The sequence below is a fragment of the Francisella sp. LA112445 genome (assembly GCF_012224145.1).
Taxonomy (GTDB): domain Bacteria; phylum Pseudomonadota; class Gammaproteobacteria; order Francisellales; family Francisellaceae; genus Francisella.
On the sequence record NZ_CP041030.1, the window covers coordinates 1803315 to 1827189 of the forward strand.

Sequence of the window (23875 nt, forward strand, 5' to 3'; positions counted from 1 at the left end):
TATAAACTACCATACTTCTTTGTAAATTCTTAGAAGATTCTCTCCCATAACCTTGGCAATATCACTATCTTTATAGCCGTACTTCTGCATAATAGGTATTAAGTTTTTAATTTTCTTTGGAGTTTCTATACCTTCAGGATAGTAATGTGGAGGTGGAGTATAATCATCTGACCAATCTCCTCTTGACTTCATTTTATCATAAAAAGCTTTTGCCTCTACATCACTCATATATGGAGACATACCTTCATAATAATCCAAACCTAAAGAAACATGCTCAATACCTGCTGTGTCTATTAAATAGTTAAGATGCTTCATGAAGCACTCTGTACTAGGATGATTATCTGAAGTTAAAAATGGTGGAAATCCAGTTAATCCTATCACACCACCATTATCAGCTATAGCTTTAATAAGCTTACGAGAGACATTTCTCGAAGAATGAGTTGCGTGACACTCATAAGGATTAGCATGTGAAATAATCACAGGTGATGATGATCTTTCAATGGCCTGAAGTGATGTTTTTTCACCAGTATGGGCACAGTCTATAATCACTTTCTCTTTATTGCACTTATCTATAAAATCTAAACCTAAGGAAGTCAATCCTTGGTCTTGCTCAACTTCACATCCACTACCTATTAGGTTTTTCTTGTTATATGTTAGTTGCATTATATTGACTCCTAACTGCTTAAAAACAGTTACATTATCAATATCTCCCTCAATAGCATCCGTACCTTGAAAGTGAAAAACCACACCTAATTTTTGACTATTTTGAAGCTTTTCCAAATCTGACAAGTCTTTTATTAGTAAAAGATCTTCACTAGAGTTTACAAAGTCAAACCATTCTTTAACATAACCATAAGTTAAAGAATACCCATAATTTTGCCCCACTGTTGGAGTTACAATCGAACATCCTCCTTCTCTATAGTCTTGTATTTTAGATCTATCAACTAAAAGAGGACAACAACCGTCAATAATAAACATACAATAATCTTCTATTATAAATTTGTAGTAATCGAGTATTATAAACCATAAAACTATTTACTACGAATAAAATAACTATAATAATTTACATGACAAGCGCTTTAACTTAAACTAAGTTACCAAGTCACTATAAAATAAATAACTCAAACATGAGAAAACAATCGATCTTAATAACAGGCTGCTCTCACTGTGGTATAGGATATGCTACAGCTGTTCATCTTAAAGAGCTCGGCCACCGAGTTTTCGCATCAGCAAGAAAACAAAAAGATGTCGATGCTTTAATTTCTGAGGGTTTTGAAACTTATTTAATTGATGTAACTAATTATCAAAGTATAGATAATGCTCTAGATGATATTTTAACTAAGACTAATGGAACTCTTGATGTAGTGTTTAATAATGCCGGATACGGTCAAGCAGGAGCTATAGAAGATATAGAGACGAAGTTCTTAAACGAACAGTTTGAAACTAATGTTTTTGGACTTCACTATCTAACTACAAAAGCGATGAAAATAATGCGTAAACAAGGCTATGGTAAAATAATCCAACATAGTTCTGTATTAGGGCTTGTTTCAATGAAATATCGTGGTTTTTATAATGCTAGTAAATATGCAATTGAAGGGCTAACTGATACAATGCGTTTAGAGCTTGAAGGTTCAAATATATTTATAACTAGCTTAAACACAGGGCCTATAACTAGTAAATTTAGAGAAAACTCTATCAAGACTATAAAAAATGTTGATTACGAAAATTCTGCCCATAAAGATGAGTATGAAAAAATACTTGCTCGCCAAAACAAACCTGTACCTTTTAATGAACCTGCGCTATCAGTTGCTAAAGTAGTTGAGAAAATAATTAATTCTAATAAACCTAAGCCAAGATACTATATAACAAAAGCTACTTGGATTATGGCAATATTCAAAAGAATACTTTCAACAAACACTCTTGATAAAATTCTAAAGAAATATTAATAAGAATTCACTTACTTTACTTTTCTAAATTTAAATAATAGCCACCCTATCAAAATAAATACTATAGGTCCTAAAATCAGCTCAAACTCATATATTGCAATATCATAAAATCCTTTTAAATCTCCAGGTGGTTGGAAACTAAAAATAATACCCAACGAAGTTGATATAAAAACTAAAGCTCCTAGAATATATTTATAACTATTATCCTTAAGTTTTATATAAGCAACTACCAAATATAGATATGGTATAAAATAAAGTACTGTTGCCATAAGTATCAAGGCCTGATACATTACATTTACTGATGGTAAGAAATTAGTCAATAAAACTATCAATGTCACAAGTATTCCCATAAATATTAAGGCATTTCTAGGTGAGTCATGTTTATTAGTCTTATGTAACCATTCAGGAAGTATGCCTTTAGGAGTACATTTAAAAAACATAACTACTGGAGCTAAAAGCCAGATGCTTACTGCAGCAAGCTCTGCAAATGTAAGTAAAAAAGCCATCAACCTTGGAAACCAATCCCAACCAAATCTTTGACCTATTACTTCGAATGCCTGCATAAGACCAGAGGCACTATTTATAGTATCCGGTGAAGCAACTAAATTTAAAGCAACTGTCCCTAAGATATATAACCCTAATAAAATAAAAGCTGAAATCATCAGACCATAATACAAATTACGTTTAGCATCTTTTACTGAGTTTGCAAAAGTTGGGATAATCTCAATACCTGCCATTGCAAACATAATAATTGTCAAAGTCGATAGATTATGCCAGACATTATCGTGAGGTATGATATTCCCTAAAGAAAAATCAGTTGCACTTTGCCCTACCATTAAATATGCAATAAAACCTAAAACAATAATTGCTATAGCAGGTAAAAATGAACCTAAAACACCACCAATATCAACTAGGTATTTATTTGCTTTTAGCCCATAAAAACTAACAATTGTCACTAGCCAAAAAGCTGTTAAAACTACAATCGTAATATAATAGTGATTACTAACCAAATCAGGCCTTCCAATAAAATATGCAAAATTCGTTGCTAAGAAAATAAGTACTGCTGGATAGTAAAACACAGTATTGACCCAATAAAGCCAAGCTACCATAAAACCCGCTTTTTCACCCAAGGCTCTAACAGTCCATGAATAAATACCACCTTCATCAGGATGCTTTTTAGAGAGTTGAACCGCAATTACAACAAGTGGTAAGAAAAACATTAGCGCACCAAGTATCCAGAAGAATATTGCTGAAGCGCCTAAACAAGCAGCAACAGGTATCCAACGAATACCAAAGTTAGCTGTAACTGCCATTATTGTTACATCTTTTAGACCTAAAACCTTATTTTCAGTTGAAACTGAACCCATAACTATACTCTTTAAGATAAATAATAAGTTTTATTATATGTAATCAGAAATAAATATATAACAATATTCTAAATATTTAGAAAAATAACTATCATATATAAAACTGATAATAAAAAGTAATACGAATGCCACAAGTAAAGATATTTAGCTTAGAAAAGAATCTAAAAGAAATTAAAGAGCAACTATCCGAGATAGTCCATACCACAATAGTTGATGTATTATCTTTTCCTAAAGACAAAAAGTTTCACCGTTTTATCTCTTTTGATCAAGAGAATATGATATTTCCTAATGATAAAACTCAGCAATATATAATTATTGAAATCATGATGATGAAAGGAAGAGAAACTAGTACAAAGAAAAATCTAATAAAATCTTTATTCAAAAATATAAACAAAGAATTAAAGATCGCCCTTAATGATATAGAAATTTGTATTATAGAAAGTGAACCCTCTAATTGGGGATTTCGAGGAATCACTGGTGATGAGATAAAGCTAAATTATAAAGTTAACTTATAGAGGATTTTTAGATGGAATTGAAAAATATTGTCCCGTGGGGGCGAAGCCTTGAAGAATACAAACAAATGTTCTTACTCTCAGAAAATGACTTAAAGTCAAAAATTTTAGGTTGTGGTGACGGGCCTTCAAGTTTTAATTATGAAGCAACTAGTTTAGGTGGAAATATTACTTCTATAGACCCAACTTATAAGTTTTCTGAAAAGGATATAAAACAACGAATTATTGAAACTTCAAATGAAGTAATGGAACAACTTAGAATAAATAAAGATAAATATGTATGGAAAAACATAGAGTCTATAGATGCTCTCTATGATATTCGCATGAAGTCTATGGATAATTTCCTTAGAGATTATGAGCGTGGTAAGTCTGAAGGCAGATACATATATAATACACTACCAGATCTATCTTCCTTTGCAGATAAATCTTTCGATATAGTCTTATGCTCTCACTTTTTATTTTTATATAGTGAGCAACTAGATTTAGATTTCCACATAAAATCAATTTTAGAAATGTGTAGATTAGCAAAATCTGAAGTAAAAATATTTCCAATACTTGATTTAGAATCAAATAGGTCTAAACACTTAGATAAAGTATTGGAGGTATTAGATAAAAATAATTATAAATATAGTATTGAGAAAAGCTCTTACGAGTTCCAAAGAAATGCTAATCAAATGTTAAGAATTAGCATATAAATAATTTTTAGATTACATCATGCCTGGCATACCGCCCATGCCGCCACCCATAGGCATAGCAGGAGCATCTTCTTTGATCTCACCAACCATAGCTTCTGTTGTGATCATTAGACCAGCAATTGAAGCAGCATGCTGTAAAGCTGAACGAGTAACTTTAGTTGGATCTAAGATACCCATCTCAACCATATCACCATAAGTATCATTAGCTGCATTATAACCGTGGTTACCTTCTTTAGCTTTTACTTCATTTACAACTACAGAAGACTCGCCACCAGCATTTTGTACGATCTGTCTTAGAGGAGCTTCTATTGCTTTTCTAAGTAGAGCTATACCGTGGTTTTGATCATCATTATCACCAGTTAAACCATCAAGAGCTTTTTGCGCTCTGATAAGAGCAACACCACCACCAGCAACGATACCTTCTTCCACAGCTGCACGAGTAGCATGTAGAGCATCATCGACACGGTCTTTTTTCTCTTTCATCTCAGCTTCTGTAACAGCACCAACTTTGATCACAGCAACACCACCAGATAGCTTAGCTAATCTTTCTTGTAGTTTTTCTTTATCATAGTCTGAAGTAGCTTCTGCAACATTTGCTTTGATTTGAGTTACTCTATTAGAGATAGCTTCTTTATCACCAGCTCCATCAATAATTGTAGTATCATCTTTAGACACTTGTACTCTACTAGCTGTACCTAAATGCTCCATATTAGCCTCTTCAAGCTTCATACCTAGTTCTTCAGAGATAACTGTAGCGCCAGTTAAGATAGCTATATCTTCTAACATAGCTTTTCTTCTATCACCAAATCCAGGAGCTTTCACAGCACATACTTTAACCACACCACGCATGTTGTTTACAACTAAAGTAGCTAAAGCTTCGCTTTCTACATCTTCAGCGATGATTAATAAAGCTTTACCAGACTTAGAAACACCCTCTAGTACAGGAAGTAACTCACGGATATTAGAGATTTTCTTATCTACAAGTAAAATATATGGGCTCTCTAAATCAGTAGTCATATTTTCTTGGTTTGTAGCAAAATATGGTGATAAATAACCTCTATCGAACTGCATACCTTCAACTACATCAAGCTCATCTTCAAAGCCTTTACCTTCTTCTACAGTGATCACGCCTTCTTTACCAACTTTTGCCATAGCTTCAGCAATAAGCTTACCTACTGTAGCATCTGAGTTAGCAGAGATTGTACCAACTTGCTCGATAGCCTTAGAATCAGAACAAGGCTTAGAAAGTACTTTTAACTCTTCTACTAATTTAGCAGCAGCTTTATCGATTCCCCTTTTTAGATCCATTGGGTTCATACCAGCCGCAACAGCTTTTAGGCCTTCTGTAAGTAGAGCCTGAGCAAGTACAGTTGCAGTAGTAGTACCATCACCAGCTACATCAGCAGTTTTTGATGCTACTTCTTTCACTATTTGAGCACCCATATTCTCAAACTTATCTTCTAGCTCGATTTCTTTTGCAACAGATACACCATCTTTAGTGATAGTTGGCGCACCAAATGACTTATCTAAAACAACATTACGGCCTTTAGGACCTAAAGTAACTTTTACAGCGTTAGCTAAAGTGTTAACACCATCAAGCATTTTTGCACGAGCTTCATCTGAAAATAAAACTTGTTTTGCAGCCATATTTATTTCTCCTTTGAAATTTTTTAAACTTTTAATGTTTCAAAACTTATATGTCATTCTGAACTCGGTTGCTGAGCGTAGCCGACCAGAATCTCAATATTTCAAAAGTAGTACTTGAGAAATATCTTTAACAAGATATTTACTAGATTCCGTGGTCAAGCCTGACGGAATGACGTACTACTTTTATAGTGTTTTTTAATTACCCAATAATACCCATGATATCTTCTTCTCTCATCATAAGAAGAGTTTCATCACCGGCTTTTACTTCACTACCAGAGTATTTACCAAATAGTACTTTATCACCAACTTTTACATCCATCGGCAGTGTAGTTCCATTCTCTAGCTTTTTACCGTTACCAACAGCTACAACTTCACCTTCACTTGGTTTCTCTTGAGCACTACCAGTTAAGATAATACCACCAGCAGATTTTGTTTCTTCTTCTGCACGGCGTACTAATACTCTATCTTGTAATGGACGAATGTTCATAACAATCTTACTCCTTTGTTAAATTGACTATTGTTTTGTTAAAGTTTTTGAATTTGTCTGCATCTTAGAACAACCTTAAGTTCTAAGCACTTGCAACCTTACATATTGAGCCAAAAGATTCTTTTTCAAGAATTTTTTTTATTTTTTGTTAAAATTTAATTAACTTTTTAATATAAAACGTTCCTAAAGTATGAAAAAACTTATTTTTATATCAATAACTATAGTAATTTTCTCAACTAAACTCTTTGCTTTAGACATCCAGAGTAAAGCGATAGAAATAAACAAAAATAAGATCCATTATTATCAAGTTGATAATTCTAAAAGCAAACTAAATTTAGTCATGCTAACAGGTATTGGTACTACAGCTAATTTTTGGCCAAAAGATTTTATAGAAAGACTATCTCAAAAATACAATCTTTACATCCTCGATTATCGAGGTATCAATACAGATCAAGATAGCTCAAACTTAAGCTATTCTATAAAGGATCTAGCTAATGATACAAATGCCTTTATCAAAAAGTTAAATTTAAAAGATACATATCTTCTAGGCTGGTCAATGGGAGGAGCTATTGCTCTGCAAACAGAGTTTGACAATCCTAAAGCTTTTAAACAAGTTTTCTTGATATCTCCAGCCGTACCTTTAGATATAAAACCTCAATTACCTAAAAAACTAGCTGAAAACCCTGTCTTAAAAACTAAAGCAGATATATACAATTATGTCTTTAGTAATAATTTATATAATTATTCACCGAAAGACTTAGCCAAAAATACTGCTCGATTTATAAACCCTGATATTTCTAAACTTTTTCCAACAAACAAAACTTATGCTAAACAGAAAAAATACTTAACTTCATGGGTTTCAAATAAAGATAGCCTAAAAAATTTCACTAACATTAAAACGCCAACAACATTTTTCTTAGCCAAAAATGATGAGATTTTAAACCCTAATGACACCCAAAAATCTCTTGATCTTATCAAAAATAAATCTTTAATTAACATTATCCATTTCTCAAAATCTGGACATGCTATAGATTGGGATAAATCTGCTAAACTTAGTTCGATAATTAATAGCCTAGGGTAATTTCAAATTAATCCAGCTTTCCTTTAGTTAGAATCTTTAATATAAACAATAACGATAATGCAAAAGCTGATGTAATCAACATAGTTAAAGCAATTGGTAATGCTGAAGTAGCTGGAAATGACATTGCGATGCCAACCACTATCGCACTTAATGATAACTCCATTGTGCCGAACATTGCCGAGGCTACTCCAGCAATCTCAAAAAATGGTTCCATACTACCACTAGCTCCTGTACCTGCGGCAATTGCACAGCCAAAGGCTGCAAAAAAACACGGTGCAAAAAACATCCAAAGACTTAACCCAAAGCCAACATAAGAGGCTAAAGATAAAATCCCAGCAACAAACACACATACAACACCAACTATAGTGGTTCTAAAAACTCCTAAATGGTTGACAATAAAACTAGCAAATACCGCGCCTATCAGATAAGCTATGCCTGTAAATCCAAACATGATATAGATCTTTGTATAAGGATCGTCTAAATATGTAATTATGTAAGGGATCATAGTGAAAAATATTAAAAATGCAGACATCCCAGATACTGCAGATATTGAATAGGCCCAAAACTGTAAAGACTTAGATACTGTCCAATACCTATAAATAATATCAAAAGAGAATTTTTTTCTTCTTTCAACAGGTAGACTTTCTTTAACAAAAAATATAATTATTAAAAGCATCATTACTGACAAAATAAATAGAAATATAAATATAGACTGCCAATTAAATAGTAATGCTAAAGTCACACCTATTGGAGGCCCTAATATAGGAGACATTGATACTATCGCATCAACTAGATTATATACCATTGAGCTTTGCTTTCCGGAAAAAACATCTCGAATAATTACAAAAGCTACCACACTTAATCCACATGCTCCTACAGCTTGGATAGCTCTTGAGAATATCAAAAACTTTACTCCTGGAGAAAATACACAAAATAAAGTTCCAAATAGAAATAAGATAGCAGACATAAAAATTACTTTATATCGCCCAATCTGATCAGATAAAGGTCCTAAAATTAGCTGCCCAACCCCTGAGATTATCAGAAATACTGATATTGTCAGCTGAGCCATAGATTGTGTTGTATGTAGGCTTTTCCCCATAATAGGTAATACTGGAACATACGCTTCCATTGCTAACTCACAGCAAAAAATTATAGGTGCTAATATTAGTACAGTCTTTAATGGTGAATGTTTCCACATATTTAAAATAATCTAATTAAAAAATTCAATATATAAAATATCAAACATTTTTATAAGAAATACAACTAATGCACCATTATTTATTACAATATTTAGTTAAACTTTATTATAAATAATAAATACTTTAAATCCCTGCTAGAGATTTACCTATTTTACTTATATTATATAGACTACTGCACCCATAGCTTAACTGGATAGAGCGTCGCCCTCCGGAGGCGGATGCGGGGGTTCGAGTCCCTCTGGGTGTGCCACATACTCAACATAGAGCACATATAAACATTAATATATACTAGGTTCCATGAACAAAATTTTTGCATAAAGATGTTAAGTGTATTTAAATAGTTTTGCGAAACAAATAACACACTTAACATATATGGAATATTATATATCAGAATCAAATTGGTCAACAATTTTAAGTTTTCTTACAAATCAAAAAGGCTTACATACAAAAGACACAGCTAAGCTTAGAAAATTTATAAAAGCAGTTTTTTATATTCTAAAAACTGGTTCCCAATGGAAATATCTTCATAAAGAGTATGGTAATAGTAGATCTATCCATAAACGATAAATATTGGGCTGACAAAGGAATTTGGAATAATTTAATGACCTATGTTTCAGATGTTGATTCACAACAGTTTATGATAGATTCATTATCTGTCAAAGCACATGCATGTGCTAGTGGCTATGAAATAAATGGTAATCAAATTAATGCATTAGGTAGAAGCGTTGGTGGTCTAACAACAAAGATTCATACCCTCACAGATGCTTTAGGGAATCCTGTGAGATTTATAATAACTGCTGGTAATGTTCACGATATTCTACCTTCGCAACAACTTTTACAAGGAATAACAAATGCTTATATTCTTGCTGATAAAGCATATTTTTCTGAAGAAAACATAAGATTCCTTAAGAAAAACAAAAATAAGCCTGTGATTCCTTCTAGAGAAAACTATACTAAAAATCATGATATAGATTGGCATATATATAAAGAAAGACACTTAATTGAGAACTTTTTCTCTAAAATTAAGCACTTTAGAAGGGTTTTCTCTAGATTTGATAAAACTTGCTCTGCTTTTCTTGGCTTTGTGGCTTTAGCTAGCACATTTATTTGGCTTAGATAATTTTTTGTTCATGGGACCTATACTATTTATTTTCTTACTTATTATTACTCAAACTCATTTTCAATTTCTTCTAATGTTTTACCTGATGTTTCTGGGACAAATCTTCTAACAACCCAAAGATAAATACATGAACTTATAAATAATAACCCAAACATTACATTAAAGCCCCAATCCTGACCCACTTTTAAGAAATAACCTATAAAGTAAAATGAGAACAACATTGAAATAACTCCCGCCATAAATATCCCTATTATTCTTACTCTATTTGGCAATAATTCATTTATAAGGGTCACAATCACTCCAGAAGGACCAAAAGCTAGTCCAGCTATACATGTTGTTAACAATATAATCACCAATATATAGTTATAAGTAAAATCCGGAAGACTATATAAAATAATCAATCCTAACATACTAATCAACGCTACTGTTAAACCTAAATAAATAACTTTTTTTCTACCCCATTTATCAATAAAAAATATCGTCAAAATTGTAATAATAAAGTTAACTGCCAAAATAAGAAAATTAGCAGCATGAGCAACATAACTACTTGATGTTAAGGGTGCTATTATCAACTCAGATGAGAAAACAATAAAGTTAATCCCAGTAAGCTGGTTTAAAATTAAGACAATAGTTACTATTGCAACAGGCCAAATATCCTTACCTATTAAGATTTTACTAATAAGTGTTCTAGGAGCATGCATTCTTAAACTAACTTTAATATCTTCTATATGCTTATTTATCTCTATATCTGTAAGATTAGGTTGTGTCTTTTTAATAACATCATAAGCTTTATCAGTCTTATTTTTAAGCACTAACCACGTTGGACTTGAGGGTAAAAAACATGAAGCTATAAGCAAAATAATCCCAAAAGTCAGAGTTATCGCAAAGTACTCAGTCCAATTAAAAGTTTTATAAAATAAAAATATTAGAACTCCTGACAAGCACATCCCTGCAGTCCATAACAATTGGAACAAAGCTACATATCTACCGCGTCGGTCAGCTGGGGATATTTCTGTCACATATATAGGAAAAGCATAAGACCCTAATAAGATAGATCCTCCTTGAATTAATCTTGCAATAATCAAAGTTTCATATCCTTGAGCTATCACAAAGATATATGTTCCAATAATATAAAAAGCTACGAAAATTAAAATCATAAATTTTCGTCCAATATAATCAGTAGCCAACCAAATTATTTTTGCTAAAACTCCACCTAGGAATACTAGCCCTAGTAGTATCGACAATTGGTGCGTATTTAAATGAAAACTATTGCTAATCTCCTCGCCTACTCCCCCAACAATAGCCAAAGCATAGCCACCTAAAATTGCAGCTAATATATATACTGCTAATATATATTTAAAACTATATCTAAAATTTAAATTCACAAATATCTCCTATATTCCTAATTCATCATAAACTGAATCTATTAATTGCCCATACAAGCCTGTTCTAAACGTTTTGCCTTCAAATATCCTTGGATAAATAATAGGGCTATGCACGCTATTAGTCATAATCATTATAGTAACTTTATTTTCAGGGTCAGAAACAAGACACTGACCAGTAAAGCCAGTATGTCCTATTGTTTGATTACTACATTTTTCTCCAAACAAATGTCTATTTTTTCGACCTTTTGCAGTCCAAAAGCCTAAAGCAAAAGCCTCATTTGTATCACATGACTGGCTAAAGAGTTTAACTACATCTTGTGAGAAGAAAGTATTGTCTTTATATATTAGCTCAGCTAACTTGATTGCATCATCAATAGTTGAAAATAACCCTGCATGCCCCGCTACACCTGCCATAGAGTATAGAGCTTTCTCATCATGCACATAACCTCTTAGAGTGCCTGTTTTTATATTATTAAAATTCGTGGTGCCAAAATTGCAATGCCCATCGACTTGTGTAGCTACAATCTCTTCTGGTAAAAAACCTTTTTCTAATGGATTAAAGCATGTTGCTTTTAAGCCTAGCTTAGAATAAATATTCTCTTCAAGAAAAATATCTAGTCGTTGCCTTGTAATAGCCTCAATTACACACCCTAACACCTGCATCCCAATATCGCTATATATACAGTATTTATGTGGCGACTCTACTATCGACATTTTTGTTTTTAGAAACTCTATAGTTGTATGACGATCTTGACTATATAATGAACCAGCTGTTTGGTTATTATAAAAATCAAAAAATGGCGCAACTCCACTAGTATGGCTAAGTAAATCACGAACACTTGGGATATAGCTTGTATTAGCAAATTTAAATTCAGGAATATATTCTGTAATTAGAACATCTAAGTCTACAAGATTTCTCTGATAAAGATACATAACAGCATAAGTTGTTGCAAAAATCTTTGTTATCGAAGCAACATCAAATAGCATATCTTGGTTTAATTCTTGAGGATTTCTAAGCTGCTGAGCTTTTTTATCATAGCGACAAGCATAGCCAAAAACCTTCTTATAAACTTCTTTGCCTTGATGTAAAACACTTATAGCTGCGCCAGGGAAACCATGATTAATATCATAGTTAATGATGTCTTCTAACTTAGGAAAATTCATTTTATAACAAGAAACATGATTTATATTTATTAAATCATACTTTAAAGCAGTAATATTATAAATGATATACCAAAATGATTTAAATCTTTGAAGTGCTAACTTAGCCTTGACACGGCACATGGATCAACTGTTACCGTTGCTTCCTTCCGGATCTGGCGGGGTTCACAATCTACCATTGCGTGGAAACCAAGTTAGCAATGCATATGTTACTAGATATATCTATAAATTACAAGCTAACAAAGCAAATTCCATTATCTAATATAAATTGGTATTATTAAGCTAAAAGCATTCACAAAACGATAACAAAATGATTATAGTAATATCTCCAGCAAAGAGTCAAAACTTTGACTCTTTAAAAGAAAACTACGACTTTACACAACCTATATTTAAAGATCAAATTAATCTTTTGATTAATAAACTAAAACATTACGAAGTAGATGAAATTGAAAGACTCATGAAAATTAGTCCTAAGCTAGCGCAAGAGGTATTTGATAAACATAATAACTTCGATCCAAATAACTATAATACTTCAAACTCTAAAGCTGCTATTTTCACATTTAGTGGTGATGTTTATAAGGGTTTAGATGCTGAAACTCTTGATACGAAAACAATCAAATATGCGCAAGATCATTTACTAATGCTCTCTGGACTATATGGTCTTATCCGCCCTCTTGATTTGATGCAGGCTTATAGGTTAGAAATGGGCACAAAAGTAAAAATTGATGAAAAAATTCTACATAAGTACTGGCAAGATAAAATTACACCTCAACTAAATAGCTTCTTTACTAAGCAGAAAAATAAAACTCTAATCAACCTTGCTTCTAATGAGTATTCACAAGCTATAGATAAGAAAACTCTTGATGCAAAGTGGTTAGATATAGATTTTAAAGAGAACAAAAATGGTACATTTAAAACTATTGGTATTCACGCTAAGAAAGCTCGTGGCTTAATGGCAAGATTTATCCTTGAGAATCAAATAGAAGATATTAGTAGCATTAAAAAGTTTAATGTTGCCGGGTATGAATTTAGCCAAGATCTATCTAAAGATGATCTTCTTTGCTTTACAAGATAATCTATGAAAATAAAAATAATATCTCTAGGAGAGAAACCACCTAAATGGGTTATAGATGGATTTAACGAGTATAAGAAAAGACTTAGCAAATCTATTCCTCTTGAGCTAATAGAGCTGCCAATAGCAAAAAGAACCAAAACAGGTAATCCCAGTATCTGGATGGAGCAAGAAGCTAAGATAATTTTAAGCAAGATCAATAGTTCTGAGCACTTAGTGATTCTTGATGTAAAATCTAAGATCATCTCTACGGAAGAGTTAGCTGATAAAATGCAAAACTGGAAATTCAATAATCCAAATGTTGTAATATTAATCGGCGGTCCAGATGGTATTCATCAAAGTATTAAAGATCTCGCTAAAGAAAAAATATCTATTTCTAAAATGACTTTTCCACATCCTATTGTGCGCATTATTATCGCAGAACAGCTATACAGAGCTTATACAATTTTAGAAGGCCACCCTTATCATAAATAAATTTATCCTAACTAAATCTTAATATAAACTTGTTATTTTTTAACTCTACCTGTCAATTTTAACAATATTAAATTCTTTCTAAATTAAGCTATTATTTTATATCTCAAAAGTCGTTGTTTTGCTAAAAAAAGGCATATAAACTCAAGATATACCAATAATGGCGATTAGTACAAAATGTATATTAATAAGGAGTATTAAAATGATACAGATGCGCATAAAAACAATCACAGCGTTAACTCTGTCTTTGATAAGCACAGTTGCTTTTGCTGATTGTAAATTAGAAGATGTTACTTCAGGTTGGACAGGTAAAATTACTTTTAAATGTGATAAGGATACTAACTTAGAGACTAACCCTATTAGCTTCAAACTAAGCGATGGTAAAGTAGGTAGTGTTTGGGGTATAGGAAACCATACTCTAACAGAAGCAAGCAATGGTACAGTCTCAATTACATCAAAACAATGGAGCGGTCAGCCAACTATTGCTAAAGCTGGGCAATCCGTTAGCTTTAGCTTCTCTCCTAGTAAGCCTGTTTTTAACGTTGTAAATTTCCATGTTGGTAATGGAGGAACTGTTGATCCAGTTGAGCCAACTGATCCTGTTGAACCTACTAATCCTACTGATCCAGTCGAACCTACAGACCCTGTTGAGCCTACGAATCCAAGTGGTGATTATCAAACATATAGTGCTGGCACACAGTATAAAAGTGGCGACATAGTATCATCAAATGGCAAACTATATCAGTGTAAATCTGGAGTAGGCGCTTGGTGCTCTAGTTCAGCAGCATGGGCTTATGCTCCAGGTTCTGGGACAGCTTGGGAAACTGCCTGGGATGTATACAACCCTACTGATCCTGTTAATCCAACTGACCCAGTCGACCCTGCTGACCCTACTGAACCGACAGATCCAGTCGATCCAACACCAACTCCTGGCGACACATATACAACTACTCAAGCAGCTCTAGATGCAAAAGAAGAAGAGTTAACTAGTGGTCCAGTTATGAGTGAAGTCAAAAAATCTATCGTAACAAGAGATAATAGTGTTGTAGAGGCTGTCTCGGCTAATAACCCTAACAATCCTGAGAACGTAAAACGTGTTGAAAGTATAATTTCTGAAGCTGACTGGGATTATATGTTCCCAAAAAGATCTCCTGAGTATACTTATGAAAACTTCTTAAAAGCAGTTGCAAAATTCCCTGCATTCTGTGGTACATATACAGACGGTAGAGATTCTGATGCAATTTGTCGTAAATCACTTGCTACTATGTTTGCTCATTTCACACAAGAAACAGGTGGACATACTGCTCACTGGGATGTACCTGAGTGGCGCCAAGGTCTAGTACATGTTCGCGAGATGGGTTGGGATGAAAATATGCGTGGCGGCTACAATGGTGAGTGTAACCCTGATGTATGGCAAGGGCAAACTTGGCCTTGCGGTACTTTTGAAAATGGTGATTATAAATCTTACTTTGGTCGTGGCGCAAAACAACTAAGCTACAACTATAATTATGGCCCATTCTCTCAAGCAATATATGGTGATGTAAGAACATTATTAGATAAACCTGAATTAGTAGCTGATACATGGTTGAATTTAGCATCTGCTGTATTCTTCTTTGTATACCCTCAACCACCTAAACCTTCTATGCTTCATGTGATAGATGGTACATGGCAGCCAAATGAACGTGATATTAGTAATGGCCTGACTCCAGGATTTGGTGTGACTACTCAAATTATTAACGGTGGTGTTGAATGTGGTGGAAGTGTTGAGGTAGCTCAATCTATTAATCGTATAGATTATTATGATAACTTCGCTAAACAACTTGGTGTAACTATACCAAATGATGAGGTTCTAGGATGTAAAGGCATGAAACAGTTTGATGCAGAAGGTGCTGGTGCTACTAAGATTTATTGGGAACAAGATTTTGGCTATAATGCTAATAACCCAGGTGGTAAAACATACGCATGTAAATTAGTAGGTTATCAAACACCATATTCAGCATTCACACCAGGTGACTATACTAAGTGTGTTAAAGCCCACTTCCCTGATATAATTATAGAAAAATAATAATCTTAGATCTCAATTTCCATTGAGATTATCTTCCATTTCTCTTTTAAATTTTCGATATCTAAATACTCTTCAAAGGTTTTCTTAAAGCCTATATTTTCATAACATTTAATTGCTGAAATATTAAAATCAAAAACTCTAAGAGTTATATATTGTAAACCTATAGACTTAGCAAAACTTAAAAGCTCTTGTATCATCAGTTTACCATAACCTTTGGAACGATATTCTTTATATATAAGCAATCTACCTATAGATGCCTTACGGTTTTCTTGATCTAACCTGATTATTTGGCAATGCCCTATAGATTTTCCATTATTATCTAGAACATTAAAAAGTAAATTAAACTTACTATCCATAGTTTGTTTTATTTGATCCGAGTCAAGAGGAAATTTATAGTTGATACCACCAAATTGATATAAAAAACGAATATCTTGATCTTCCAACTGAGATAAAAGTTCAGGAATGTTTTTTTGTGTAAATTTTTCTAATTTAATCATCACATAACTATTTTATTGATTCTGTTCAAACAAGTTTTCTCCAGGATTACTTGAAGATCGAGATAGATTACTTTGTTGACTTTTAAACTCAGACGTAGCTATATTATTTCCTCGATCTCTATTATATTGCTGGCTTTGATAACCCATTCTATTTTGATCATATCTTGATCTACTAGAGTCTTGCTGACTTTGTTGATCTCCAAAATATGTAGTTTTTATATTATTTCTTTGCTGTCTTTGAGAAATCCCTCTATTCTGGTCATATATTGATCTACCTATATTTTGTTGCTTTTGTTGGCCTCCAAAATCAGTTGTACTTATATTATTTGCTTGATCTGCACCATAATTTTGCTGACCTCCAGAAATACCTCTGTTTTGATTATAAATAGATCTACCTATATTCTGCTGCTTCTGAGCAAAACCGCCTTGCATAGCGGCTGCATCACCACAATAATTTGATTGAGAGCTAGACTCTGCTGTTTTTAGCTCTTTTTCTAATGCTGCGTAATCTGTCGCTAAAGATACAACAGGTGTTGCTAAAGCCATAGTAGTTAATACAATTTTTAATTTTTTCATAATCACATTTACATAAAAGTACAGTACTAACCATTGTATTAGTTTTGAATATACTATGCAAAAAAGATTTATTTTATAAAATTATGCTACTTAGATTCTCTCTTAATATCTATTATTTTTAGCAATACTATTAATAATGGAGGAATAGCCATCAATATTCCAAAAACAGTCTGATTATTTAAATTCACATATGAAATAGCAGATGACACCACTGTTGCAACAGCAATCTGTATAAAACCAAACATCGCTGAAGCTACACCAACTTCTGTATTAACATCTTTATATGCACATACATAGGTTGCCGTGTATTGAAAAGTGTTACCACAAAAAGCTAAGGCACATAATACAATTATAACTATAGTATTTAAGCCAAAAATAAAGTATGAAAGAGCCAAAGCTAACCCACAAAAAACAGAAAAAGATGCACTACACAAACTAACTTTATTCATATCTAATTTACTTACTTTATTTTTAAAAGAAAATAAAAATAAAGCTGGGGGAACTATAACAAGTGTAGATAGAAGTGAAAATTCAAATGCTGAAAATTTTAGAAGGACTTGAAAAAGAAAAGGAGAAAGAGTAACAAATACAAACACTAATGATAAAGCTAAACCACTACAGCTAGCGTTTAGCACAAAAGTTTTATTTGATAATATTTTTTTGTATGACTCTAACAACTTAGTATTACTTTTTGGTATAGCTTCTAAATGCAAGTATTTTATAATCAAAATCATCACTATTATGGCCATTAATGAATGCAAAGCAAAATTACCTCTCCACCCAATACACTCCTGTATAATCCCTCCTGTTATAGGAGCTAATGGTGGTGTCAAGGATACGATACTAGAGATGACTAAACTAGCTTTAGCCAATGAATGATTATCGCTAAATACATCTTTCATAATCGCTCTAAAAGAAATAAAAGAGCTTCCCATACCCAAACCTTGTAGAAAACGAAAGAATAATAACTGATCTTCACTTTGTGCTAGCATACATAAAATACTAGCCAAACAAAAAACAACATAGCCTAATAAGAGAGCTTGTTTACGACCATACTTATCTGAAATATAACCAAAACCAAACACAGAGCAAGTCATACCTAAGAAATATATTCCAACAGTAAGCTTAACATCTTTTGCTGCTGCACCAAAATAACTCATAATATGAGGTAAAGATGGTGAAAAACTATCTGTAGCAAACTGAGACATAACCCCTAATAGACAGATAATTAATATCACTGTTTTTTCTGAAGATATTTTTTTTATCTGTCCCTTAGCCATCTTATAAACACCCTATATTGTTTATATTAAATTACAAAGCTTTTAGCGCCTAATTGATTTTGATTACTAAAATATTGCTTAAATAAATCTTTATACTTTACTAGCTCTTCATAAGTTAGTAAAAATACTCCATCACCACCTTCACTAAAGCTTAACCAAGTAAACGGAATATCTGGACACATTTCCATTAAAGCATACTGACTATTGCCAACCTCTACGATCAACACACCATTTTCAGTCATATACTGATCTGCTTCTAAAATTATTTTCTTAGCAAGATCTAAACCATCATCACCTGCTTCAAGAGCTAGTTTTGGTTCATAGTGATATTCTTTAGGCATACTATCTAAATCTTCTTTATCCACATATGGAGGGTTTGAAACTATAACATCAAACTTCTGCCCTTTTAAATTACTAAATAAATCAGATTTAACTGCTTTTACTCTATCTGTAAGCTGATGTTTTCTTATGTTATGATTAGCTATAGTTAAAGCATCATCAGAAATATCTACTAAAGTAATATCAGCTTCTTCAAAAACAGTTGCTGATGCAATACCTATACAACCACTTCCTGTGCATAAATCTAAAACATTTTTCACATCATCGATATCATTAACCCACGGAGAGAAATCATTTTGTATAAGCTCCGCAATAGGAGATCTAGGTATGATCACTCTCTCATCGATATCAAACTCCATACCTGCAAACCATGCTTTTTTTAGAATATATGGCAAAGGCTTACGCTCATATGCTCTTTGATAAACATATTCTATTATTGTTTTTTTCTCTTCTAGAAGAAGTCTTGATGCAACCATATTACCATCTATATCATGAGACATATTAATTGCAGAAAGAACTAAATGTACCGCCTCATCCCAAACAGAGTCTGAACCATGGCCAAAATATGCCTGATTAACCGACATTTCAGAAATAGACCAACGTATAAAATCTCTTATAGTATGTAAATTGTTTATAATATCTTGTTGTTTTTCTTGACTATACATTTATTAACCTTTTTTCCATGTAGTACCAGTTGCACTATCTTCTAATATTATTCCTTGTGCTTGAAGCTGATTTCTAATTTCATCAGCTCTTGCATAATTTTTATCTTTTTTCGCTTGAGTTCTTTCAGCGATTAATTTTTCGATTTCATTAGCATCGATATCATTATCTTGCTTAAAGTACTCTTCTATATCTGTAAACAATATACCTAGTACATTACAAAGCTTACGTAAAAGATACGCATATCCACTAGCTTTATATTTGTTCGTTGTTTTTAGAGTATTTATTTCTTTAGCTAGACTAAATAAAACCGCTAATGCTTCAGGAGTATTAAAGTCATTATCCATAGCTTTAACAAACTTCTCCTCATATTGACTTGCATCATCTGGAAGATTTACTTCAATGGGTTCAATATCTCTTAGAGCATTAAATAACCTCTCAACAGATGCTTTAGCATTATCAAGATTCTCTTTTGAATAATTAATCTCACTTCTATAAGAAGTCGAAGCTAAGAAATACCTAACAACTTCTGGATGATACTCTTCTAAGACCTCATTTATTGTAAAGAAATTATTCAAAGATTTAGACATTTTTTCAGCATTAACTTTCACCATACCTGAGTGAAGCCAATAATTAGCAAATGTACAATCATTACAAGCTTCAGACTGAGCTATTTCATTCTCATGATGAGGAAATCTAAGGTCAGAACCACCAGCATGGATATCAAAAGTATCTCCTAGAAGTTTTTTTGACATCGCTGAACATTCAATATGCCAACCAGGGCGGCCAGCTCCCCATGGAGAATCCCATGCAGGCTCACCCTGTTTTGCCATTTTCCAAAGTACAAAATCCATTGGATTTTCTTTTTCATCAACAATCTCTACTCTTGAGCCTTGCTGTAATGCTTCAAGATTTTGCTTACTTAATTTACCATAATCAGCAAATTTAGTTACACGATAAAAAACATCTCCATTTGACCCTTGATATGCATAGCCCTTTTCAACTAGCTCTTCAATCATTGCAATCATTTCAGGAATAGTTTCTGTAGCTCTAGGCTCTTGTGTAGGACGAAGAATATTTAATCTATCAAAAGCATCATGCATTGATTTGATAGTTCTTTCGACTAACTGATTAGTAGATTCACCATTTTCATTTGCTCTTTTGATGATTTTATCATCAATATCTGTGATATTTCGTACAAAATCAATGTTAAAACCACGATATTTAAAGTATCTATTGATAACATCAAAAGCTATATTTGTACGAGCATGGCCAATATGACAATCATCATATACAGTGATTCCACAAACATACATTTTAATCTTATTAGCCTCAATTGGCTTAAACTCTTCTTTTTTCCCAGATAAGGAATTATAAAAAATCATAAAATAAACAGCCTAGTTTTATATATTTACATATTATAGATTATCAGTATAACTAATATTATTTTTTTTTGAACTTTTAATGCTTAAAGCTTTTATATACTACATTAAGATGAGGATCAACTCCATCTAACTTTGCCATTTCTTGACAACCATCTGTATATGCTGAACATCCTGTATCTAAGTATATCCTAAGGGCACTATTACAGTTGCCATTGACACTACACTCTAAACCATCCCTCATAGCATAAATCTTACCATTACCATCACGATTTATTTGAAAGTTTGATCCAGAGGAAGTTGATACAGAACTTATTAAAGATCTTGTTGAAATATCTTCAACATATATCTTCTTATCTGTAACAATAAATAATGCACCAAATTTTACAATAAGCTTTTGTATAATTTCTCCAGTAAAAGTTTGAGATGAAGCCAAAGTTGGGGCAGATACCCCTTGGCTATAAAGATATATATAAAGATTACTATTATTGAAATACATTATATAAAATTGATTTGTATTTTTCTTTACAAGGATAGGATCATCAAGTACGTCAGCAGCTAAGGTAGCTTTAGTTGAGCCAGTACCATCTCCAAAGAGATAACTTCCGCTAAGGTTAAAATCCAAAATATTACTATGCTCAAAAATTAAAGGCGCTCCTGGACTTAGTGTAAACAAACTATCCGGAATGGATAAATGGACACTTGAGCTATCAAAATCATCACCACCAACAGTATACGTATCTGTTTTAATAGCTGCATAGACTTTACTAGAACTAGTATATGTTGTGTTATATGCATCTAACTCATAGTTCCCAGATCTAAGAAACTTCTCTAAAATCAAAAGCTTTGGCAACTCTTGAGCACTATCATAGTACCACTTAACCAAAACTATATCACCATCAGCAAACCCCAAACCTTGAACTCCTACCCAATTAGATAAATCTACTCTTGCTTGAGAAGGATTAGTACGAAGATTAGTTAGAGTAGTTGATGATGTATATACTCTATCAAAGTCATAGATTGCTAAATGAAAAATCCATTCACCACCAACAAGACTCCAACCTACACTAAGTCTGTAGTCACTTAGGGATAAGATAAGTGGAAAACCTATATCTAAATCATTGCCATAAGCATTAATGACTAGTGTTTCACTTGGATTATCATGACACGGTCCTCTATAATCACCATGGTCTTTATGAGCACCCCAACTAGCACCAGCTAAACTCATAGTTTTTTCACTTGGCTCGCCTGGGTTATGACATATTAATATATGATGTTCATGCATTGCCTCACAGCCACCATTTCCATTTCCATTTCCATTTCCATTTCCATTTCCATTTCCATTTCCATTTCCATTTCCATTTCCATTTCCATTTCCATTTCCATTTATATTACACTCAACCTCTACATCATCACCTGGATCACTATCAAATAGAGGCTTCTCAATAAAGCCAATATACCCCCCGTATATAGCTACTTTATTATCTTGTGATCCTAGCTTGTAGTTCTTCAAAGCGCTACTCATGGCATCAGTATTTATATACGGAAGATTCAACGGAATTATTGTTTCCTCATATTGAGTCATTGTTATATTAGGTAAGACATTAAAAATGAAGTCACGGGTATATTCATGAGTATTTTCATGAAAAGAATGGTGTGTCAAATTATAACTAATCAAATATGGTGTTGAATTATATAAAGTTATATTTGCATTCTTAAAATCAAAACCTGGGGTAACACTATTAACCTGTGTAAGAAATCTAAAGTCTCCAATACTATTATCTGAATCTGTAGATAAAACATCAGAGCCTATAACATTCTTAAAATACCCTTCATGAACATTTATATTTTCAGTTTCATGTATCTGAGTTTTTATAGATAAGGAACTTACATTAAAGTTATATGCTAAAGCAGATATTACAACCATAACAACAAAGGCAAATATAATTACTGCTAATAGTGAAGACCCTTTTATATTTTTAAATCTCATATAACAATCCTATAAATTAACTACCTTTGAGAAACTTTTACCATCGACACTAAATGATACTTTAATCGCAGGTATATCAAAACCTATAGTAGTATCTGTTGAGATACTATTCCATGTAACATTTCCACTACTTACTGTTGCATATTCAACTTGTAAATCTTCAACACCTCTTACTAACTCGTAAGACATCCCAGTTGATGAGTTTCCTTTTATATATACATATAATGAGTATATATCTTGACCATCTTTATCTTTTTGACCTGTATCTCTTATATAAAGTATTTCCAATGAATACTTACCTATATAATCTCCGGGATAATATTCTGTAGCTTGAGGCGCTGATGCTAAACCAATAGCGTTAGAGCTAGTATTTATACTTGCAACCTTAACCAAATTTATGCCACTTCTATTACACAAAAACAGATAATCTCCCACATCAACATCATTTATTGATTTAGCATAAAGTGTTGTATCTAAAGCATTTATAGCATTAAATTCTGTATGGCTTTCCTCTTTTTTAACCATAATATAGTCTGTATCTTCCTGGAAACACTCGCCACTACAGCTTTCTTCCAATGCTTCTGAAAAACTCGATCCACTTGGGAGAGGAAGCTTGCCCACCATAATTGCGGAATTACTCGTAAAATAATTATCTAATGAATCAGATGTACTATCGTAGTAGTCTTGGCTTGAATATCCAAATTTACAAGCAAAGCCAACATCTTTCACAAAATCATAAATAATATTTTTAACTAACAATTCTTTTGTCTCAACTTCTGTTTTATTTTTATGCGAATTATATTTATCTTTGACTGCAACATAAGATGCTATCAAGGCCGAAACAACTATCATTGCTATAGCTGTAGAAATCAAAAGACCAATTAAGGTAAAACCTCTAGATCTATTTTCTCTAAGCTGTAGATGACTCATACCAACCTCT

General features: G+C 32.6%; 21 protein-coding genes, 1 tRNA gene, 1 other RNA gene and 1 pseudogene. 9 read left to right on the forward strand and 15 right to left on the reverse strand.

Annotated elements, in window-relative coordinates; all coding sequences use genetic code 11:
* Nucleotides 1-6 precede the first annotated feature (6 nt).
* The gene (locus FIP56_RS08740) at nucleotides 7-978 is read right to left on the reverse strand and encodes a membrane dipeptidase (protein WP_192578533.1); all 972 of its coding nucleotides are present in this window, start codon (nucleotides 976-978) and stop codon (nucleotides 7-9) included.
* A 149-nt stretch (nucleotides 979-1127) separates the two neighbouring features.
* Here FIP56_RS08740 and FIP56_RS08745 point away from each other — a divergent pair, with 149 nt between their 5' ends.
* Nucleotides 1128-1946, forward strand: a complete 819-nt coding sequence (locus tag FIP56_RS08745; protein ID WP_192578534.1) for an SDR family NAD(P)-dependent oxidoreductase — start codon at nucleotides 1128-1130, stop codon at nucleotides 1944-1946.
* 11 nt (nucleotides 1947-1957) lie between these two features.
* Here the strand turns inward: FIP56_RS08745 and FIP56_RS08750 are convergent, their stop codons facing one another.
* The gene (locus FIP56_RS08750; RefSeq protein WP_192578535.1) at nucleotides 1958-3313 is read right to left on the reverse strand and encodes an APC family permease; all 1356 of its coding nucleotides are present in this window, start codon (nucleotides 3311-3313) and stop codon (nucleotides 1958-1960) included.
* Nucleotides 3314-3438: 125 nt separating this feature from the next.
* Between FIP56_RS08750 and FIP56_RS08755 the strand changes: the two genes are divergently transcribed.
* Nucleotides 3439-3828 (forward strand): tautomerase family protein, encoded by a 390-nt coding sequence (locus FIP56_RS08755; protein ID WP_192578536.1) that lies wholly within the window; start codon nucleotides 3439-3441, stop codon nucleotides 3826-3828.
* An 11-nt stretch (nucleotides 3829-3839) separates the two neighbouring features.
* Complete coding sequence (locus tag FIP56_RS08760; protein ID WP_192578537.1) at nucleotides 3840-4520, forward strand: SAM-dependent methyltransferase; 681 nt, start codon at nucleotides 3840-3842, stop codon at nucleotides 4518-4520.
* Nucleotides 4521-4532: 12 nt separating this feature from the next.
* On the opposite strand, the gene groL is transcribed toward FIP56_RS08760, so the two are convergent.
* Both groL and FIP56_RS08770 read right to left on the reverse strand, forming a co-directional pair.
* Nucleotides 4533-6167, reverse strand: coding sequence for a chaperonin GroEL (gene groL / locus FIP56_RS08765; RefSeq protein WP_192578538.1), 1635 nt, complete (start codon nucleotides 6165-6167; stop codon nucleotides 4533-4535).
* 199 nt (nucleotides 6168-6366) lie between these two features.
* The gene (locus FIP56_RS08770) at nucleotides 6367-6654 is read right to left on the reverse strand and encodes a co-chaperone GroES (RefSeq protein WP_072713209.1); all 288 of its coding nucleotides are present in this window, start codon (nucleotides 6652-6654) and stop codon (nucleotides 6367-6369) included.
* Nucleotides 6655-6844: 190 nt separating this feature from the next.
* On the opposite strand from FIP56_RS08770, the gene FIP56_RS08775 reads away from it, so the two are divergent.
* The gene (locus FIP56_RS08775) at nucleotides 6845-7735 is read left to right on the forward strand and encodes an alpha/beta hydrolase (protein WP_192578539.1); all 891 of its coding nucleotides are present in this window, start codon (nucleotides 6845-6847) and stop codon (nucleotides 7733-7735) included.
* Nucleotides 7736-7742: 7 nt separating this feature from the next.
* On the opposite strand, the gene FIP56_RS08780 is transcribed toward FIP56_RS08775, so the two are convergent.
* Complete coding sequence (locus FIP56_RS08780; RefSeq protein WP_192578540.1) at nucleotides 7743-8933, reverse strand: multidrug effflux MFS transporter; 1191 nt, start codon at nucleotides 8931-8933, stop codon at nucleotides 7743-7745.
* A gap of 175 nt (nucleotides 8934-9108) precedes the next feature.
* Here FIP56_RS08780 and FIP56_RS08785 point away from each other — a divergent pair.
* Nucleotides 9109-9184, forward strand: a tRNA-Arg gene (locus FIP56_RS08785).
* A gap of 122 nt (nucleotides 9185-9306) precedes the next feature.
* Nucleotides 9307-10054 (forward strand): annotated as a pseudogene (locus FIP56_RS08790) (IS5 family transposase).
* A 44-nt stretch (nucleotides 10055-10098) separates the two neighbouring features.
* Here FIP56_RS08790 and FIP56_RS08795 read toward each other — a convergent pair.
* The 3 genes from FIP56_RS08795 to ffs all read right to left on the reverse strand — a co-directional run bounded on the left by FIP56_RS08795 (nucleotide 10099) and on the right by ffs (nucleotide 12795).
* Complete coding sequence (locus FIP56_RS08795) at nucleotides 10099-11439, reverse strand: MFS transporter (protein WP_192578541.1); 1341 nt, start codon at nucleotides 11437-11439, stop codon at nucleotides 10099-10101.
* Nucleotides 11440-11448: 9 nt separating this feature from the next.
* Nucleotides 11449-12603 (reverse strand): serine hydrolase, encoded by a 1155-nt coding sequence (locus FIP56_RS08800; protein ID WP_192578542.1) that lies wholly within the window; start codon nucleotides 12601-12603, stop codon nucleotides 11449-11451.
* 95 nt (nucleotides 12604-12698) lie between these two features.
* Nucleotides 12699-12795, reverse strand: an RNA gene (gene ffs / locus FIP56_RS08805) — signal recognition particle sRNA small type.
* Between the two features lie 115 nt (nucleotides 12796-12910).
* Here ffs and yaaA point away from each other — a divergent pair.
* The 3 genes from yaaA (at nucleotide 12911) to FIP56_RS10425 (ending at nucleotide 16208) form a co-directional block, all read left to right on the forward strand.
* Entirely contained in the window at nucleotides 12911-13675 is a 765-nt protein-coding gene (gene yaaA / locus FIP56_RS08810) for a peroxide stress protein YaaA (RefSeq protein ID WP_192578543.1), read from the forward strand.
* Nucleotides 13676-13678: 3 nt separating this feature from the next.
* Nucleotides 13679-14146, forward strand: a complete 468-nt coding sequence (rlmH, locus tag FIP56_RS08815; RefSeq protein ID WP_192578544.1) for a 23S rRNA (pseudouridine(1915)-N(3))-methyltransferase RlmH — start codon at nucleotides 13679-13681, stop codon at nucleotides 14144-14146.
* 199 nt (nucleotides 14147-14345) lie between these two features.
* Nucleotides 14346-16208: a chitinase gene (locus FIP56_RS10425; RefSeq protein ID WP_209451838.1), complete on the forward strand. Its 1863-nt coding sequence runs from the start codon at nucleotides 14346-14348 to the stop codon at nucleotides 16206-16208.
* A 5-nt stretch (nucleotides 16209-16213) separates the two neighbouring features.
* Here the strand turns inward: FIP56_RS10425 and FIP56_RS08825 are convergent, their stop codons facing one another.
* The 7 genes from FIP56_RS08825 to FIP56_RS08855 form a co-directional block, all read right to left on the reverse strand.
* Nucleotides 16214-16705, reverse strand: coding sequence for a GNAT family N-acetyltransferase (locus FIP56_RS08825; protein ID WP_192578545.1), 492 nt, complete (start codon nucleotides 16703-16705; stop codon nucleotides 16214-16216).
* A gap of 12 nt (nucleotides 16706-16717) precedes the next feature.
* Entirely contained in the window at nucleotides 16718-17281 is a 564-nt protein-coding gene (locus tag FIP56_RS08830) for a hypothetical protein (RefSeq protein ID WP_192578546.1), read from the reverse strand.
* Nucleotides 17282-17367: 86 nt separating this feature from the next.
* On the reverse strand, nucleotides 17368-18561 hold the full coding sequence (locus FIP56_RS08835; protein WP_192578547.1) for an MFS transporter: 1194 nt from the start codon (nucleotides 18559-18561) through the stop codon (nucleotides 17368-17370).
* Between the two features lie 26 nt (nucleotides 18562-18587).
* On the reverse strand, nucleotides 18588-19565 hold the full coding sequence (gene prmB / locus FIP56_RS08840; RefSeq protein ID WP_192578548.1) for a 50S ribosomal protein L3 N(5)-glutamine methyltransferase: 978 nt from the start codon (nucleotides 19563-19565) through the stop codon (nucleotides 18588-18590).
* Nucleotides 19566-19568: 3 nt separating this feature from the next.
* Nucleotides 19569-20948: a cysteine--tRNA ligase gene (gene cysS, locus FIP56_RS08845; RefSeq protein ID WP_192578549.1), complete on the reverse strand. Its 1380-nt coding sequence runs from the start codon at nucleotides 20946-20948 to the stop codon at nucleotides 19569-19571.
* A 76-nt stretch (nucleotides 20949-21024) separates the two neighbouring features.
* Nucleotides 21025-22935 (reverse strand): hypothetical protein, encoded by a 1911-nt coding sequence (locus FIP56_RS08850; protein ID WP_192578550.1) that lies wholly within the window; start codon nucleotides 22933-22935, stop codon nucleotides 21025-21027.
* A 9-nt stretch (nucleotides 22936-22944) separates the two neighbouring features.
* Nucleotides 22945-23865 carry a prepilin-type N-terminal cleavage/methylation domain-containing protein gene (locus FIP56_RS08855; protein ID WP_192578551.1) on the reverse strand — a complete coding sequence of 307 codons (921 nt, stop codon included), beginning with the start codon at nucleotides 23863-23865 and terminating at the stop codon, nucleotides 22945-22947.
* Between the last annotated feature and the right edge of the window lie 10 nt (nucleotides 23866-23875).